Origin of the sequence: Vibrio sp. 11986-1-5 (assembly GCF_963878025.1) — a bacterium.
GTDB lineage: Bacteria > Pseudomonadota > Gammaproteobacteria > Enterobacterales > Vibrionaceae > Vibrio > Vibrio injensis.
In genome coordinates, this window is record NZ_CAWNVW010000004.1 from 22,816 (window position 1) to 39,850 (window position 17,035).

The 17,035-nt window shown below is 45.9% G+C and carries 13 protein-coding genes; 6 read left to right on the top strand and 7 right to left on the bottom strand.

From position 1 onward, the window contains the following. Positions 1-8: 8 nt before the first annotated feature. The 3 genes from fis (at position 9) to AACS00_RS01650 (ending at position 3,812) form a co-directional block, all read left to right on the top strand. Complete coding sequence (gene fis / locus AACS00_RS01640; protein ID WP_004397332.1) at positions 9-305, top strand: DNA-binding transcriptional regulator Fis; 297 nt, start codon at positions 9-11, stop codon at positions 303-305. Positions 306-485: 180 nt separating this feature from the next. Next, positions 486-1,457, top strand: a complete 972-nt coding sequence (locus tag AACS00_RS01645) for a LysR substrate-binding domain-containing protein (RefSeq protein ID WP_004397333.1) — start codon at positions 486-488, stop codon at positions 1,455-1,457. Positions 1,458-1,766: 309 nt separating this feature from the next. Further along, positions 1,767-3,812 (top strand): TonB-dependent receptor, encoded by a 2,046-nt coding sequence (locus AACS00_RS01650; protein WP_110168315.1) that lies wholly within the window; start codon positions 1,767-1,769, stop codon positions 3,810-3,812. Between the two features lie 197 nt (positions 3,813-4,009). On the opposite strand, the gene AACS00_RS01655 is transcribed toward AACS00_RS01650, so the two are convergent. The 5 genes from AACS00_RS01655 to zntR form a co-directional block, all read right to left on the bottom strand. Further along, positions 4,010-6,145: a lysine decarboxylase CadA gene (locus tag AACS00_RS01655; protein ID WP_110168284.1), complete on the bottom strand. Its 2,136-nt coding sequence runs from the start codon at positions 6,143-6,145 to the stop codon at positions 4,010-4,012. A gap of 118 nt (positions 6,146-6,263) precedes the next feature. Next, positions 6,264-7,604: a cadaverine/lysine antiporter gene (gene cadB / locus AACS00_RS01660; protein WP_072671299.1), complete on the bottom strand. Its 1,341-nt coding sequence runs from the start codon at positions 7,602-7,604 to the stop codon at positions 6,264-6,266. A gap of 473 nt (positions 7,605-8,077) precedes the next feature. Next, positions 8,078-8,962, bottom strand: a complete 885-nt coding sequence (gene pdxY, locus AACS00_RS01665; protein WP_110168316.1) for a pyridoxal kinase PdxY — start codon at positions 8,960-8,962, stop codon at positions 8,078-8,080. A gap of 107 nt (positions 8,963-9,069) precedes the next feature. After that, the gene (gene cadC / locus AACS00_RS01670) at positions 9,070-10,632 is read right to left on the bottom strand and encodes a lysine decarboxylation/transport transcriptional activator CadC (RefSeq protein WP_110168285.1); all 1,563 of its coding nucleotides are present in this window, start codon (positions 10,630-10,632) and stop codon (positions 9,070-9,072) included. A 207-nt stretch (positions 10,633-10,839) separates the two neighbouring features. Further along, on the bottom strand, positions 10,840-11,238 hold the full coding sequence (zntR, locus tag AACS00_RS01675) for a Zn(2+)-responsive transcriptional regulator (protein WP_110168286.1): 399 nt from the start codon (positions 11,236-11,238) through the stop codon (positions 10,840-10,842). A gap of 271 nt (positions 11,239-11,509) precedes the next feature. Between zntR and purH the strand changes: the two genes are divergently transcribed. After that, positions 11,510-13,102, top strand: coding sequence for a bifunctional phosphoribosylaminoimidazolecarboxamide formyltransferase/IMP cyclohydrolase (gene purH / locus AACS00_RS01680; protein WP_072671302.1), 1,593 nt, complete (start codon positions 11,510-11,512; stop codon positions 13,100-13,102). A 51-nt stretch (positions 13,103-13,153) separates the two neighbouring features. Further along, positions 13,154-14,443, top strand: coding sequence for a phosphoribosylamine--glycine ligase (gene purD, locus AACS00_RS01685; protein WP_110168287.1), 1,290 nt, complete (start codon positions 13,154-13,156; stop codon positions 14,441-14,443). A 134-nt stretch (positions 14,444-14,577) separates the two neighbouring features. Here the strand turns inward: purD and AACS00_RS01690 are convergent, their stop codons facing one another. Further along, positions 14,578-15,270: a DUF1481 domain-containing protein gene (locus AACS00_RS01690; protein WP_110168288.1), complete on the bottom strand. Its 693-nt coding sequence runs from the start codon at positions 15,268-15,270 to the stop codon at positions 14,578-14,580. 40 nt (positions 15,271-15,310) lie between these two features. Then, positions 15,311-15,583, bottom strand: coding sequence for a nucleoid-associated protein HU-alpha (gene hupA / locus AACS00_RS01695; RefSeq protein WP_004397369.1), 273 nt, complete (start codon positions 15,581-15,583; stop codon positions 15,311-15,313). A gap of 368 nt (positions 15,584-15,951) precedes the next feature. Here hupA and AACS00_RS01700 point away from each other — a divergent pair, with 368 nt between their 5' ends. Continuing rightward, positions 15,952-17,022: a CNNM domain-containing protein gene (locus tag AACS00_RS01700; protein WP_072671305.1), complete on the top strand. Its 1,071-nt coding sequence runs from the start codon at positions 15,952-15,954 to the stop codon at positions 17,020-17,022. The last annotated feature ends 13 nt before the right edge of the window (positions 17,023-17,035 follow it).

The following is a 17,035-nucleotide window of genomic DNA, read 5'->3' on the forward strand; positions in this document are numbered from 1 at the left end:
GACCGAATATGTTCGAACAAAATCTGACTTCAGAAGCTTTAACCGTAACTACCGTAACTTCACAAGATCAAATCACGCAAAAACCATTGCGCGATTCCGTTAAAGCGTCTCTTAAAAACTACCTTGCCCAGTTAAATGGTCAGGAAGTGACTGAACTCTACGAATTAGTTCTAGCCGAAGTTGAACAGCCACTATTAGACATCATCATGCAATACACTCGCGGTAACCAAACTCGCGCAGCAACCATGATGGGTATCAACCGCGGCACTCTTCGTAAGAAACTGAAAAAATACGGCATGAACTAATTTCAGCATCAGGCTACAAAATTCATCAAGGCTTACTACGGTAAGCCTTTTTTATTGATTCTTCACTTGCTCTGATAAGATAAATATTGTTATAACAATCCCTTATCGATATAACTGAAAAGCATGCCAAGAACTGGCGATGCCCGATAATACCACCGAGCCAACCTCAGGAGATCACCCATGAAATTACAGCAACTGCGCTACATCCGAGAGATACAGCGCAATGGCTATAATATCTCGTTAACCTCAGAAAAACTGTTTACCTCACAGCCGGGGATCAGTAAACAGGTGGCATTACTTGAGGGAGAGCTCGGCGTACAAATCTTTGAGCGACAAGGTAAGCATCTGTCTGGTGCCACCGAAATTGGTCAACAAATCATTCAAGAAGCGAGCAAAATGCTCGAAATTGAAGAAAAAATTAAAGCCATCTCTGCTAGCGTTACCGCCCCCGATCGCGGAAGAATGAACATTCATACCACCAACGCTATCGCGAAATTTTTATTGCCCGAAACCGTGCGCTACTTTATGAACAAGTATCCTAAAGTCTCGCTGCACATGGGCACCATCGAACCCGATAGCCGCGGTAATACGTTGCCAACAGGTCCGTATGACTTTTCTGTCGTTGCCCAAGAAATTGACGAGCAAGCCGATTTAACCGTGCTACCCGCCTATAAATGGTCACTGAGCTTAATTTTACCGCTCAATCACCCTCTAGCGAACGTTGAAAACATTACTCTTGAGCAACTGGCTCAAGAAAAATTAATCAGCTACGAATTAAAATCAACTGGTCGTATGGCCATCGATGACGCATTTGCCAAGCGCGGACTGACTCCAACGTACATCGTTACCGCTATGGATGCTGAGGTAATCAAAGAGTACGTTAGGCTGGGCGTGGGAGTGGGACTTATCGCCTCTGTTGCGACTCACACGATGAGTGATAGTATTGTCGTTCGCTCTCTCGAAGGCTTAGTACCAGACTGCTATGCTTGGTTGTGCTATAGCAAAAACCTGTTTTTACAGCAATACATGTATGATTTTATTGCTAAATTCGCCCCTCATTTGACTCGCACAATGATCGAGCAAACCGCTCACCTTTCCAAAGCTGAGCTGACTAAATGGTTTGAAGATATGAATCTGATGACCTACCGCTAATGTTTATCTGAATTGCACCGTTCGGTGGTATCGGCGCAAGATGCCACCGGATGTCAATATCATTGCCGCTTGCTCATCACTCCCTCCTTGTCATTCATACATCGCTCGTATCAATTAAGCCTCAAAGATAAATTAACACTTGAAATGTAAATAATAACAATTATTATTCACAACCTTGTTATTAACCCGTTGATCATTACTCTTACGCTACGTCGATAACTCATAACGTTAATACTTAGGCGAGTCAATATTCCTCACTCGTCGTCGATGATGTGGGTAAGAGATAAACAACTTTTAGTCAGTACTTATATGCCTTTTTTCTCTCATTCTCTTCGCCCGAGCTTGCTGTGCCTTGCTATCGTCTCAACGTTCACGCAAGCCGACAGTCAACCTGAAACCATAACGATTACCAGTCAAAGTAGTCAACATCCAATAGTGTCAACGGCGACGCGTACCGAAACCCCCGCTAAGTTGATACCACAGACCATCAACAGTGTATCTGCCGAGCAACTCACCGCCTTTGCACCCGCCTCGTTAAGTACCGCACTGGTTGGTACTCCTGGTATTGATGCGGTCAACGATACTCGTTTTGATAGCGTAATGATTCGCGGCTTTGGCGCCAGTAACGATTTTTATCTCGATGGTTTTCGTGATGATATGCAATACACCCGAGATTTAGGCAATATTGAAAGTGTGGAAATTCTTAAAGGGCCAGCCGCGGTACTCTATGGTCGAGGCAGTAGTGGCGGCATCATTAATCGGGTCAGTAAAACACCACACAAAGACCAAAAGTCCAGTATCCATGCTCGGATCGGTAGCCATGATTATCAACGTTTAGCCGTCGATTTAAACGGTGAGTGGCATGATGACGTACAAGTGCGTTTAAACATGGCGCAAGAAGATAACAACAGCTTTCGTGATGGCGTCAACAGCAAACGCACGCTATTTGCTCCTTCGTTGGCTTGGACCATCAACGACGATCTTAACTGGTTAATCCAATATGAGCGCAACGCTCATGACCGAACGCCAGATCGCGGCATTCCTAGTGTTAATGGTCGCCCAGCAGAGGTCGCTAACAGTGCCGTATACAGTGATACCTCACGTGACTTTATTAACGACGTTAGTGAAGCGATTCGTTCACGTTTAACCTGGCAGATCAACGATAGTTGGCAACTGCGCCAGCAACTCAGTTACATTAAGCTCGATAGTGAATTTGATAACACCTATGTCGTGCAAGTCAAAGGCGATCAAGTGGTAAGAAATCGCTGGCAACAATTTCTCAAGGCGAACACCTTAACCAACCAACTCGAGATGGAAGGCCAATTTACGACAGGGCCAATCAGTCACCGTCTATTAACGGGTATTGAGCACAGTTGGCAAGAACGCACACCGACACTCTATCGTAATAAGCAATCCATTCCCGCTGGCGATCTCTACCAACCGGATCAATTGCCCACTTACCAAGGAGAGATGGCCTTATCAAGTGATGCTAAGCACAAGGTTCGTACCAGTGGCGTGTATATGCAAGATCAGCTCAGTATCAATGACTGGCACCTATTAATGGGCCTGCGCTACGATGAGTTTTACGTCAATACTCAGCGTATTGACACCAACAAACAAGAGACCCAAACCTCTTATACACTCAGCCCTCGCTTAGGTTTGGTGTGGAATCCGGTCGCCGATCACGCCCTGTACGTCTCTTACAGTAAAACCTTCTCACCGGTTGGCGGCGGATTGATTGGTATTACTCCGGGTAATCCAGCCAATGAACTCGATCCAGAGAACAGTCGCTTGTATGAAACGGGAGTAAAAAGTGATTGGCTCAATGGCCGAATCGCCACCACGTTATCGGTATATCGTTTAGAAATGTACAATCGGCGCATGAAAGATCCACTCGATCCTGAAGTGACCATCCTCACCGGTTTACAACGCACTGATGGCGTCGAGTTAGACATCAAAGCTTATCTTAACGACCAATGGTCACTGCGCGGCGGGATCGGTTGGCAAGATGCCAAAATCATCAAATCAGAGGCCAATACCCAAGGTAATCGCCCAAGTGCGGTATCCAAACTTAATGGTCAGCTTTTCCTTGCTTACCAACATGGACAAGGTTGGTTTGGTGAAACGGGCATAACGGCAGTAGGCGATCGTTTTGCTGATAGCAATAACACCACCACGCTGCCCGGTTACGCCCGCCTTGACGCGCGCATCGGTTATCAATGGCAAGATTGGAAAACTCAGTTGAGTGTCGAAAACCTATTGGATAAGGACTACTACGTCAGTGCCACCGGAGCAACGCAAATTATGCCCGGCGCACCACGTGAGTTTTACTTAAGTGCTCAATACTCTTTTTAACCACCTGAAATAAATCGCTAGTCATACTCATACCGAGCACTACCAGTTAAGCTCTTTAGGTCGAGTAGCTAAAGCGTATAATTAAAGCAAAAAAATAACCAAGAGCCTGAAAAGACTCTTGGTTATATAAAAAGCCCCCCTTAGTGGCTAGCGACCGTATTCACCGTTAATAGCCAGCAAGGCATAAAGCTAGCTCACTAGGCTTTTAATACTTTCACCGTGTAAGTACCGTCTTTTTGACGATACAGACCATGAATATCGGTATCAAACCCGGGATAATGAGCACCAATTTCACAGAGCATTTCCAAAAACTCTAAAACTGGACGAGAGTCTTCTGTCACCATCTCACCAGGCAGCACCAAAGGCACACCAGGAGGATAAGGCAGGATCATATTGGCGCTAATCCGACCGACCATCTCATTCAGCAAAATCTCTTCCGTTTGACCACGTAACTCTTGTTGCCATGCCGCGTGAGGCGTCAATTTCATTTCTGGTAAAACATCAAACGCCTTGTACATCAATTCTGGTAGTGAGTATTTATGGATCAAATGATGAATGCCTTGAGCCAATTCTTGGATACGCATTCCTTCATAAAAACTCGGGTCCTCTTGATACAATGCAGGCAAAATCGAGCGAATGGTTAAATTCAAATCATAACCACGTTTAAACTCAGTTAACGCACGTAACAGTTGCATCGCCTTCGATTTATCGATACCAATAGAAAATAAGAAGAGCAGGTTATACGGGCCCGTTTTCTCAACTACAATGCCGCGTTCATCAAGAAACTTAGCCACTAAGGCCGCTGGAATCCCTGAGGCTTCAAGCTCACCTTGCTGGTTCATTCCCGGGGTTAACAACGTAATTTTAATGGGATCAAGGTACATATGATCATCATCAATACCTTTAAAACCATGCCAGTTATCGTTAGGGTCTAGCTTCCAACATTCTGTCGTATCAATGTTTTCTGGCTGCCATACATCGAAGAACCAGCTGTCACTTTCACCTTTTAACCGTTTGATCTCTTTCCGAAAACGTACTGCTCGATCAATAGAATCTTGCATCAACTTACGGCCTGTATTGCCACGCATCATCGCCGCTGCAGTTTCGGTTGACGCCACAATTCCGTATTGAGGTGAGGTGGAGGTGTGCATCATAAAGGCTTCATTAAATGACTCTTTATCAAACTCACCTTTGATGTGAATCATCGAAGCCTGTGAGAATGCGGCCAGCAGCTTATGGGTTGATTGTGTTTCATAGAACACTTTACCCGGCATCGCCTGCCCACTCATACCACACTTGCCTTCATAAATAGGGTTAAAGTTAGTGTAAGGCACCCAAGCACTGTCGAAGTGAATGTGTTTACAATCTAACGATTCTTTGATGAATTGCGTGTTGTAGAGTAAGCCATCATAAGTAGAGTTGGTGATAACAGCGTAGCTCGGCGCGCTTGCACCCGGAGTCTTCGCCACTTTTTCTGCGATCACTTCGCGGCTAAATTCGCGTTGTGGAATACCGCCTAAAATACCGTAAGCATTACGGGTCGGACGGAAATAAATCGGCGTGACATCGGTCATCATCATCAAATGAGTCAGAGACTTATGACAGTTACGATCCACCAATACCGTACTTCCTGCAGGTGCAGAATACATACCCACGATTTTGTTCGATGTTGACGTTCCGTTCGTCACTATGTATGAGTTATCGGCATTAAAGGTACGAGCGATATACTCTTCGGCTTCTTTATGTGGGCCAGAGTGATCCAATAGCGAGCCAAGTTCAGGCATCGAAATAGAGACATCCGCCTTAAAGGTATTCGGGCCATAAAAATCGTAGAAAATACTCCCCGCAGGGCTTTTTTGAAATGCCGTTCCGCCCATATGTCCCGGAGTACAGAAGGTATATTTCCCTTCTTCGACATATTTAAATAGCGCTTTGGTAAACGGAGGCATAATGGCGTCTTTGTATTCTTGCGTCGCCTGATTAATTTTGATCGCGATATCATCAGCCATGCCTAGTGCGTACTCAAAAAAGCTGACATTCAAACGCAAATCCGTCAGTGAAATATCCAAGGTGGATTGTTCGTTAGCAAAAGCGTGCACAGGCAGTTTTTCATTAACGTCGCTGATCCGCTCACAAAGCTCTAGAGAGTATTTATCCCAGTCAAATAGCACCCCACAAATTCGAGGATTCATCTCAATCAATTTGATCAGATCTTTATCATCAACCGGATAAACCACGTCATAACCAGCCTTTTCTAAAGCCGCATGCAGCTGACGAACTGGCTCTTCTTTAAAGAACACACCCATGTGGTTCAAAATAGCAAAAATATTCATTTGGACATCTCCAAGACGAAGAAAGGCGCTCCCTATCCATTGCGATAGTGAGGAGAAGAAGCACCAAGGGGTAAATGAACGCTAGCGGTGCATGTTAACCATGCCCTAGCGAGGGAAATTAAGCCGCTGACACGGGCTGATCGTTTTTATGTAATTCCATGTACTGAGCCAGCCCCGCTTTTTTGCTGTAGAACATCAAAATCACTAATGACATGATAAAGGTGGCAGTTAACGTTGTTCCTTCCGCTCCCGCTAACGCCACCATACAAAATGCGCTAGCCACACCGGAGAACAACATCACAAACCCATTGCGAGTCGTCATACCTTCAAAACGAATCAAGTTAATACTGGAATAGAAATACGGCAGCATGGTGAGCAACACCGCATCGGTTGTGAGTTGACTAAAAATATCGGCGGCGTGAGCCGTTTGAGAACTAAAGACCATCAAGATACTCATCAACGCTGTCATTTTGATTGATGCGAGAATTAAGCCTTTCTTTGGTACACCATTGCTATCCGTATCACCGTAAATTTTCGGGAAGTTGCCATCACTCGCGGCGCGTTTTCCCGCTTCGCCAACCAACATCATCCAAGAGCCTAATGACGTAAAGCACGCTAATGCAGTAAACGCAGAAACAAATGGCGCAGACCAACTGCCGAAGAGCGCTGTGGTGGCAAGCGCAAAGGGAGCACCGGATGCCGCCACTTCTGCCGCAGGAAACATACCGCTGATCATCTGAGTAGAGAGGATATAAATAACCCCAGCTAATGCCGTGCCTAACATGGTTGCTAATGGCACAGTGCGCTTGGGATTGTGCACCATACCGGAGGATACCGCCGCCGATTCGACACCGACAAAAGACCACAAACAAATCAGCACCGCACTAATGATCGCATGGTTATCGCTGCCAGCAGAGACGTTCCAGTTCTGTTGATAGGTCGCCATATCAAAGTGAGTCCAGCCCAGTAAAGCGGTGCCTAATACCGGAATAAGAATTAATGCCAAACCAAAGGTACATAAACGGCTAACCCAGCTCCCACCTAATAGATTCACTAAGGTAAACAACCATACTGCAGCAATGGTCGCTAGACCGGCAGGAACAGGGTTGTTCAAAATGGGGAAGAAAACGGAAAGATAAGACACCCCAGTGATGGCAATCGCTAAGTTACCAATCCAGTTAGCATGGTAATAAAGCACCCCAGCTTGAAAACCAAACACCGGTGAAATTTCACCAGCATAGGCAATCGGACCACCTTGTTGTGGATTTTTAGTGGCTAAGCGAGCAAACACAAACGCCAAACTCAGCGCACCAATAATACAAATGATCCAACTGAATAAAGAAATAGAGCCAACCGTAGCAAGGCTTGAGGGTAACAAGGCAATACCACTGCCCATCATGTTACCCGCGACGACCCCGGTACAGGCGATGACGCCAATTTTTTTGGTATTCGATGACATAACGTCTCCCGATATTTTCTACGAGCGATAAGCTCAAACCATAATGAGCAAGAGTCGTGATTGGCGAATAAGCCACCGCAACGCCTTACTGAATTTGGCTGCAGCTTACGCCGAAAAGGCGCAGAAAAAATAAGGATATGGTTATCAATAAAACAATGACTGAATCCGTATATTTTTAGATAAGGGCAAGGAAAATAAAAATAAACCTCTATATTTTTCATATAGATAAAAACAATAACAACCAAACCTAACAAAAGGTAAAAAGATAAAGATCAGGATAAAGGTCTTGCACTACTGAGATAAGTTGACGTGATCAAGCGATTGAAAGGACAAAGAGGAAAATCATGCTCACCAAAATAAAACCGAACCGCGTTTTTCTGATGAGCATGATTTAGCGAAGGGGATTAAGAGATAAGAACAAAGTAGAGAAAGGACAGCCGATGCCATCCTTAGGGTCTGTAGACCTTTCGTGATTAAATCGACGATTTATCTGCGTTCGCCAATAATGGCCTCGCCGTAAAATCAACCACAGAAAGATCAGCAAATGCCTCTTGAGCCGGAATAATTTGCAGCTCCCATTCTCCACGCTGCGCAGTGGCTTGTAAAACACGATAAACCGCATGATTACACAGCTCGAATGATTTTACAGGATCATGATTATTCAGATAATGCCCGGTAAACAGCGATGTGATTAAATCACCCACACCAACGGGTTGACGAGCAAAGTCCAGTAACGGCCGAGTAACAATAAACAATCCATCCGCACAGCCCATCAGCATCGTAAATTCATCTTCTGATGCACTATGTAGATGCTTGACTAAGACAATTTTCGGTCCCATGGTTAAAGCGCGTTGACACGCCTTGATCGCCGATGGTAAATCGTTAATTTCAATTCCAGTAAAATGGGTTAACTCAAACTGATTAGGCACAATAATATCCGCTTGTTTCATGATCCGCTCACAGAGCGCTTCCGTCACCTCAGGACTGACAACACAGCCCTTTAACGGATCGCCCATGACGGGATCGCAGATATATAAGGCGTGAGGATTGGCTGCTTTCACACGCTCAACCGTCTCTAAAATTTCATCAGCCTGCGCACCACTGCCCATATAACCAGAGATGATCGCTTTCACGTCGCGGGTCACATCAATAGTGGTTAAGCCATCCATCAGTTCTGTAATACTGCCTGATGGCATCACTTTACCACGCCAACCCTGTTGATATTGGGTATGGTTTGAAAACTGCACCGTATGAATCGGCCAGACGATATGCCCTAAGCGCTGTAAAGGGAAAACGGCTGAGCTATTTCCTGCGCAGCCGTAGACCACATGAGATTGGATAGAAAGAATACCTTGCATCATCGCCTCAACCAGAGCAAATTGCTCCTAATATAAATACATCAACATCACAACCTACGTGCTATACCATCATGGTTTATCGTGTCATCTAAACTTAGACGTTGCGTTTATAGCACCGTCGTCACTGAAGGGTGTACCGCACGGTAAAGCGCATAATCAATCGATTTAAGGTTGCTATAAAAAGCCAAATTTTCACACAACATATAGGTTTCGAGCGAAATATCACCATAAAACGCCTCACTGTAGGCTTCACTTGCGCTTTCTGAATCGCCTTGTAACTCCGCCAGTTTGCCTTGTAATACATGACCAAACACCGACTCACGGCGACTTAACGCCTCTTGCAAATATCGGTTTGCTTGCTGCGGATTATCACGAATAATCTCATGTAACGCTAAGGCTTCAAAAATACGTGGTTGCTGCAGCGGATAGCCTTGCTCTTGCGCCAATAGTAATTGCTGCGTTAATTGATTACTACGCTCAACGCTCAGTGTTTGGCTAGGATCGAGGGCTGTTTGTACGTGATAAGCCACCAACAGTTCCGCTTGTAAATAGTGATTAACGGGCTCAATTTGCAACGCCTCTTCCAAAAGCCTGATCCCCTCTTTAAAAGAGGCTGCTTGAGACAGATTCAAATAATGATGCGCACGGACAAGCTTCAATAATGCTTGCTGATTCTCAGGCATACCCACCATCAACCATCGCGCTTTCTTTTCTGCGTCCGGTACGGCTAAAGCTTGCATCAGATCCAACGAGGCTTTCTCCATCACCTGCCTGATTTGCGGGAATAGTAATGGATATTGACGATTAAACAGTACCGTCCCTGAAGCATTGTTCCGATACTCTACGTCTAAATAGGTATGCCCTGCTTGTTCTTGAATCTTCACCGTGACCGTTTTGCCCGGTAAAATGCCTGACACAAAGTGAGCTTTACTAAGCCGCACTCGATAATGACTCGTTTGCGCAATATCGGCCGCCAGTTTTTGTACTAAGCCATCGGATAACTCAAGGTGGTTAGCATCCTGAATCATCGTCTCTTGGAAAGTAAACTCAATCAGATGGGTATCGATCGCTTGGGTAATATTGGTGGCGGATTGATAGTAGGTAAACAAACCCAAAGCGATGATCAAGATACCAATCCAAAGCACATCGAAAGCCACCGATGTCCAACGACGGATCGTCATCTTACCTCGCACTGGGGGGCTATTACGGCTATTTAATGCACGAGTTAACGGCCCAGCAGGAAAAACCATATCCGCTGATGGTGCTTGCATATTGTGATGAAGATCAACGCCGTTTTCCGAACAATTATCGACAGTGATAGGCTTCGGCTCAAAGGTTGGGTCAGGAGCCATCTCAGTAACATTCGCAACCAGTTTATAGCCACGCTTGGGCACCGTAGTCAAATAATGGATGTTTTCTTCACGCCCATCGCGTAATAGCTTTCTTAACTCAAAAATCGATTGTGTCACCACCTGGTCGGTCACAATCGCACCGCCCCAGACATGCTCAATCAACTGCTCACGACAAAAGACTTCTCCTGGATTTTTTGCAAGAAAATACAGAAGGTTAATTAATCTTGGCTCGACCGAAACTTCCCTATCTTGGCGATACAATTTATTTTCATCAACGTTTAATCTCCAATCGTTGATTTGAAAATGTATTCCAACCATGTGTGTACCATGAAGTATCAGTATCTCCTTCCAACTTGACATCGCTGAGCTGTTGATCACGGCAGCACAACGACGACATCAAGTCATGGAGGGATAGGCAATGATTAAGTGACATTTGTATCACTTAATCAAGAAGGGCGGGATTATATAAAGATTTAGATCAACCGACTAATTATCCGGCAAACTAAAAATGCAAACTAAGGTTGATTATTCCAACGCCGCTAAAATGGAACAGTGACTGGCATCATCATCGGAGTCACCACAGCAGGCATCATTGATCTTTTTTAATGCCATACGAATTCGCGTTAATTCAGCAATTTTCTCATCAATTAACTGCAGTTTCGCGCTAGTGATCGATTTCACTTCAGCACAACTGTGTTCGGTCGCTTCGAGTTTAATTTCCAGTAATTCTTTAATTTCATCCAAGCTCAAACCCAGTGCTTTGGCTTTTAAAATAAAACTCACTTGGCGCTGATTAGACTCATCGTATAAACGATATCCTGATTCGCTGCGTCCAGCAGGCTTAAGTAAGCCATTTTTCTCATAAAAACGTAGAGTATCGCTCGATACACCACAACGCTTAGTGAGTTCGCCGATCTGAAACATTGATTCTTCTCCGTAAAGCCAATGGATTTTTTACTTGAAAAAATGACTTTTAACGATTATTTTCCCGATGCCAAACGATTGCGCAAGACCTTTAGCCAGATTTTGGCTAGAATGTGCGCCATCGTTAAATAAGCAAAATACTCATCACTGGCGTACTAGGTAACCTCGCTTGGGATGAACGTACCCTTTGTGGTAAAACATTCTGATTATACCCGAGTCATCGCCGATTGCTTGGGCAAATACACTCCATCAATGAAAGGAAAGTGGAAGCATGAACAACGCTCGCCCTATTCGCCGCGCTCTGATCAGCGTCTCAGATAAAACGGGTATTCTTGAATTCGCGCAAGCACTTGCAGAACGTGACGTAGAACTTCTCTCAACGGGCGGTACCGCTCGCCTTTTAGCAGAGCATGGCCTCACGGTAACTGAAGTATCGGATTATACTGGCTTTCCAGAAATGATGGATGGACGAGTAAAAACCCTGCATCCTAAAATTCATGGCGGGGTACTTGGTCGCCGCGGTCAAGATGATGCCATCATGACAGAACATGGCATTCAGCCAATCGATATGGTGGTGGTAAACCTTTATCCCTTTGCTGAAACGGTGGCTAAAGCGGGCTGTACATTAGCGGACGCCGTTGAAAATATCGATATCGGTGGGCCAACTATGGTGCGTTCTGCGGCGAAAAACCATAAAGACGTGACGATCGTGGTGAATGCGCACGACTACTCACGCGTCATTACCGAAATGGACGCCAATGACAACGCTCTGACCTTAGATACCCGTTTTGACCTTGCCATTGCCGCTTTTGAACACACCGCCGCTTACGATGGCATGATAGCCAACTACTTCGGCACGCTGGTTCCCTCCTATGGCGACAACAAAGAAGGGGACGAGGAATCCAAGTTCCCAAGAACGTTTAATGCGCAGTTCATCAAAAAACAAGACATGCGTTATGGTGAAAACAGCCATCAAGCGGCAGCGTTTTATGTTGAAGCTAATCCTCAAGAAGCTTCGGTGGCGACCGCGCGTCAAATTCAAGGCAAAGCATTGTCGTACAACAACATTGCCGATACCGACGCTGCACTGGAATGTGTAAAAGAATTTACTGAACCAGCCTGTGTGATCGTCAAACACGCAAATCCATGCGGCGTCGCCTTAGGCAGCGATATTCTTGAAGCCTACCAGCGCGCTTACCAAACTGACCCAACCTCAGCCTTTGGTGGCATTATTGCTTTTAACCGTGAGCTCGATGCGGCGACTGCAACAGCGATTATTGAACGCCAATTTGTCGAAGTGATTATTGCCCCAACGGTTTCTGAACAAGCGGCGAAGATTGTCGCCAGCAAGCAAAATGTTCGTTTGTTAGCGTGTGGTGAATGGTCGAGTAAAACCACGGGCTTTGATCTCAAACGAGTTAACGGTGGTCTCTTGGTGCAAGATCGCGACCAAGGCATGGTTAGCCTTAACGATCTAAAAGTAGTCACCAGCCGTCAACCGACTGAAGAAGAGCTCAAAGACGCGTTATTCTGTTGGAAAGTCGCGAAATACGTTAAATCGAACGCAATTGTTTACGCCAAAGGAGATATGACCATCGGTGTCGGCGCAGGACAAATGAGCCGGGTGTATTCGGCTAAAATCGCCGGAATTAAAGCCGCTGACGAAGGTCTGCAAGTGGAAGGCTGCGTAATGGCTTCTGATGCCTTCTTTCCTTTCCGTGACGGAATCGATGCGGCGGCACAAGCGGGGATCAAGTGTGTCATTCAACCCGGTGGTTCCATGCGCGATGATGAAGTGATTGCCGCCGCCAATGAGCACGGAATGGCAATGATCTTTACCGGAATGCGTCATTTCCGTCATTGATTTAGGTTCTAGGCTCTAGGTCATAGAGCCTTTAAAATTTAAGGAAGTCTTATGCAAGTTCTCGTTATTGGTTCTGGTGGCCGTGAGCACGCTCTAGGTTGGAAAGTCGCGCAGAATCCTCAAGTTGAAACCGTCTTTGTCGCTCCGGGTAATGCGGGCACCGCACTTGAACCTAAGCTAGAAAACGTCAATATTGCCGTAGAAGATATTGCTGGCTTAGTCGCCTTTGCTCAGCAAAAACAGATTGCCCTCACCATTGTTGGCCCTGAAATCCCTTTAGTCCTTGGCGTGGTCGATGCATTTCGTGATGCGGGATTGCCGATTTTTGGCCCGACTCAAGCGGCGGCGCAATTAGAAGGTTCAAAAGCCTTCACCAAAGATTTCCTAGCTCGCCATAACATTCCGACTGCCGCTTACGCTAACTTTACCGAAATTGAGCCAGCGCTGGCTTATGTGCGTGAACAAGGTGCTCCGATCGTCATCAAAGCCGATGGTTTGGCGGCGGGTAAAGGAGTCATTGTTGCGATGACGCTACAAGAAGCCGAAGACGCCATTCAAGATATGTTGGCGGATAATAGCTTTGGCGAAGCGGGCAGCCGCGTCGTCATTGAAGAGTTTCTCGATGGCGAAGAAGCCAGTTTTATCGTTATGGTCGATGGTGAAAATGTACTGCCGATGGCGACTAGCCAAGATCATAAACGCGTGGGTGATGCCGATACTGGCCCTAATACGGGCGGAATGGGCGCTTACTCTCCTGCTCCGGTCGTTACTCAAGACGTACACGATCGTGTGATGCGTGAGGTGATCTATCCGACTGTGCGTGGTATGGCGGTGGAAGGCAACCCTTATACCGGCTTTCTCTACGCCGGATTAATGATTGATACCCAAGGCACACCGAAAGTGATTGAATACAATTGCCGCTTTGGTGATCCTGAAACCCAACCGATTATGATGCGTCTGCAATCAGATTTGGTGGAGCTGTGCTTAGCCGCTCTCGATGGTAAGCTCGACCAAGTAGAGTCGAAGTGGGATCCACGCGCATCGATTGGTATTGTGCTTGCCGCGGGTGGTTACCCAGCCGATTATCGTAAAGGCGATGTGATTTCTGGTCTGCCGACGGAAGAAGTGGCAGGAGAGAAAGTCTTTCACGCTGGAACCTGTGATCAATCTGGCGCTGTGCTAACGAATGGTGGTCGAGTATTATGCGCTACAGCATTAGGCGACAATGTCTCTCAGGCCCAGCAGCGCGCTTATCAGCTCGCTAAACAAATCCATTGGCAAGGTATGTTCTATCGCCATGACATTGGCTATCGAGCAATTGCTCGTGAGCAAGCAAAGTAGACGTTGCTCCCCTCACTAACAACCGAGTCATCATCAAAAAAGCCGCATAAGCGGCTTTTTTGATTTTCTCGCGGCTATCTCAATCGAGCTTCTCTACCGCTTGTCTTATTTATCTTGTCTTGTTATCGAGCAATTTAATCGGCATCAATCAATGCTGGTTGAGTCATGCAAGCTCTGTCAGGTTCTGCCACTGATAACACACTGTCGACTTGCAACTGAGCACTGCTCACTCGACCCAACAAGGCAACATAATGAGGCGTTTTCAAACGTTCCATTACATGCTCTGGCGTAGTCAACGGCCAAAGCACTTGCGAAAAACGGCGACCAGAACAGCTGGTTAAGCGTTCTCCATCCCACACACCTTGATATAAAGACCATCCTTGACGCGCTTGCTGCTTGCTCATTTCAACCAGTTGCTGCGCTTGCTGCAAATACTCACTACGCTGCTCTAAGTTCAACGGCAATACTTTACCATCAACACGAAATTGCTGATAAACCGCTTCACCTTGTTGGTTAAAGCGCACATGAACACGGTAAGGGACCAATTGTGCATTCCTTAGCTGCATACCTTCACGCACCGCTTCGCGTACAGAACCTGATTCCCAACGATAATTGGTTTGATACCAGCCATAGTCGCCCATCAGTACCTGATCAGCACCATGACTCGGACGATTTTGATATTCGGTATACCAATAGAAATGAGTCGCATCGCCCATCGTTTGACCACCAACATACTCATTAAGTTGATCAAGGTTGGCGTGAGGAACCGAAGAAGCACAGCCTGTAAGAAGGAGAAAGGCGATAAAAAACGAGAGGGATTTTTTCATGATAGAGACGCCGAGATAGAATATCTCGGCGTAGTATAAATTACTTCAATGAATCTTTCAGTGCTTTCCCAGCAACAAACGCTGGAACATTAGCGGCTGAAATTTGGATCTCTTCACCAGTTTTTGGATTACGGCCAGTACGCGCCGCACGGTGATTAACTTTAAATGTACCAAAACCAATTAGTTGAACTTGGTCGCCCTCTTTAAGTGCACCTTCAACCGCACCAAGAGTCGCTTCAAGAGCAGCCTTAGCCTGTACTTTAGAAAGATCTGCTTTTTCTGCAATAAAGTCGATTAATTGGGTCTTGTTCATTAGGTTTCCCTTCTTATAGGTTATCAAATCGAACCCACTCTAAAACATAAATGCCCTATCTGGCAAAGGTTTGTCGTATCGGTTGTGCTTCTCTGACGTACTTTTAACCATAATATGAGCATTCACTCACAATTTGCTGTATTTTCGGGCTTTGCTTGACCTTGTTTTAACCGACCCATGCCTTTATTTATAGGTAAAGACGATGAGGTTCTCCACTGAGAGGAGAGTCCTATCACTTCGAATGATCGCAGTGTCATCAAGCTTTCTCCACCCAAGGCCCGCGTTTTTATCTCTAACGAGATGTGTGCTGCCATATTGGGTGTCCATTAACGTCAAGTAGCCCAAACTAATCAACAACGAAGGGTATTATGCTGTTACTCAGTTTTTATATAGTGATGACGATCAGTCTCTCTTTTCTCTGCTCGATTCTAGAAGTGGTATTACTAAGCATTACTCCCAGTTACCTAGCGCAACTTCGTGTACAAGGCCACGCCAGCGCTGAGAAACTCTCGGTCATGAAAGCCGATATTGATCGTCCATTAGCGTCCATTCTCACGTTAAATACCATCGCCCATACGGTAGGAGCCGCAAGCACTGGCGCTCAGGCAACCTTAGTTTTTGGTAGTCAGTGGTTTGGATTATTTTCCGCACTACTCACTTTAGCGATCTTAGTCTTATCTGAAATCATTCCTAAAAGCCTAGGGGCGACCTATTGGCGTCAGCTGGCTCCGGTCTCAGCGACTATCTTGCATTGGATGATTTGGGCGCTAACACCTTTTATTTGGTTATCGCGACAAATCACCACACGTATTACTCATCCACAGCAACCCGTCAAATTACGTGATGAGCTCTCCGCAATGGCATTAATGGCGAATGAAAGCGGCGAGTTGGCTGAAGGAGAGTCGAAAATACTCAATAATCTGCTCTCCATTAGCGATGTTCCCGTCACTCAAGTCATGACACCGCGAACGGTACTTTTTAGAGTCAGTGCCGATATGAGTATTGATGAATTTTTGCATGAACACAGTGATACGCCATTTTCACGACCACTGATTTATAGTGGTGAAACCGATAATGTGATTGGTTTTGTGCATAGACTAGAGCTATTCAAATGGCAACAAAACCATCAAGGCGCTCAGAAGCTCGGTAATGTGATGCGCCCGTTGCATGTTGTGCTTAACACACAAACCTTACCCAAAGCGTTTGATCAGATGATGAAAAAGCGTCAGCAGCTCGCATTAGTGGTCGATGAGTATGGCAGCGTACAAGGGCTGCTGACCCTAGAAGATGTGTTTGAACACCTTGTTGGTGAAGAGATCTTGGACGAAGCAGACAAAGTCACCGACATGCAGCAATTAGCCACTGAACGCTGGGAACAATGGAAACAGGCTCATGGCGTTATTGAAAGCCGAGACGAGGATGAGCCAAATAATCGCTAACCTCATCCTCTGA

Bases quoted from the DNA above. Each gene is read 5' to 3' on its own strand.
- AACS00_RS01655 (WP_110168284.1), bottom strand. From the start codon at position 6,145: ATGAATATTTTTGCTATTTTGAACCACATGGGTGTGTTCTTTAAAGAA.
- zntR (WP_110168286.1), bottom strand. From the start codon at position 11,238: ATGTTTCAGATCGGCGAACTCACTAAGCGTTGTGGTGTATCGAGCGAT.
- purH (WP_072671302.1), top strand. From the start codon at position 11,510: ATGAACAACGCTCGCCCTATTCGCCGCGCTCTGATCAGCGTCTCAGAT.
- purD (WP_110168287.1), top strand. From the start codon at position 13,154: ATGCAAGTTCTCGTTATTGGTTCTGGTGGCCGTGAGCACGCTCTAGGT.
- fis (WP_004397332.1), top strand. From the start codon at position 9: ATGTTCGAACAAAATCTGACTTCAGAAGCTTTAACCGTAACTACCGTA.
- AACS00_RS01645 (WP_004397333.1), top strand. From the start codon at position 486: ATGAAATTACAGCAACTGCGCTACATCCGAGAGATACAGCGCAATGGC.
- cadB (WP_072671299.1), bottom strand. From the start codon at position 7,604: ATGTCATCGAATACCAAAAAAATTGGCGTCATCGCCTGTACCGGGGTC.
- AACS00_RS01690 (WP_110168288.1), bottom strand. From the start codon at position 15,270: ATGAAAAAATCCCTCTCGTTTTTTATCGCCTTTCTCCTTCTTACAGGC.
- cadC (WP_110168285.1), bottom strand. From the start codon at position 10,632: ATGGTTGGAATACATTTTCAAATCAACGATTGGAGATTAAACGTTGAT.
- pdxY (WP_110168316.1), bottom strand. From the start codon at position 8,962: ATGCAAGGTATTCTTTCTATCCAATCTCATGTGGTCTACGGCTGCGCA.
- AACS00_RS01650 (WP_110168315.1), top strand. From the start codon at position 1,767: ATGCCTTTTTTCTCTCATTCTCTTCGCCCGAGCTTGCTGTGCCTTGCT.
- AACS00_RS01700 (WP_072671305.1), top strand. From the start codon at position 15,952: ATGCTGTTACTCAGTTTTTATATAGTGATGACGATCAGTCTCTCTTTT.
- hupA (WP_004397369.1), bottom strand. From the start codon at position 15,583: ATGAACAAGACCCAATTAATCGACTTTATTGCAGAAAAAGCAGATCTT.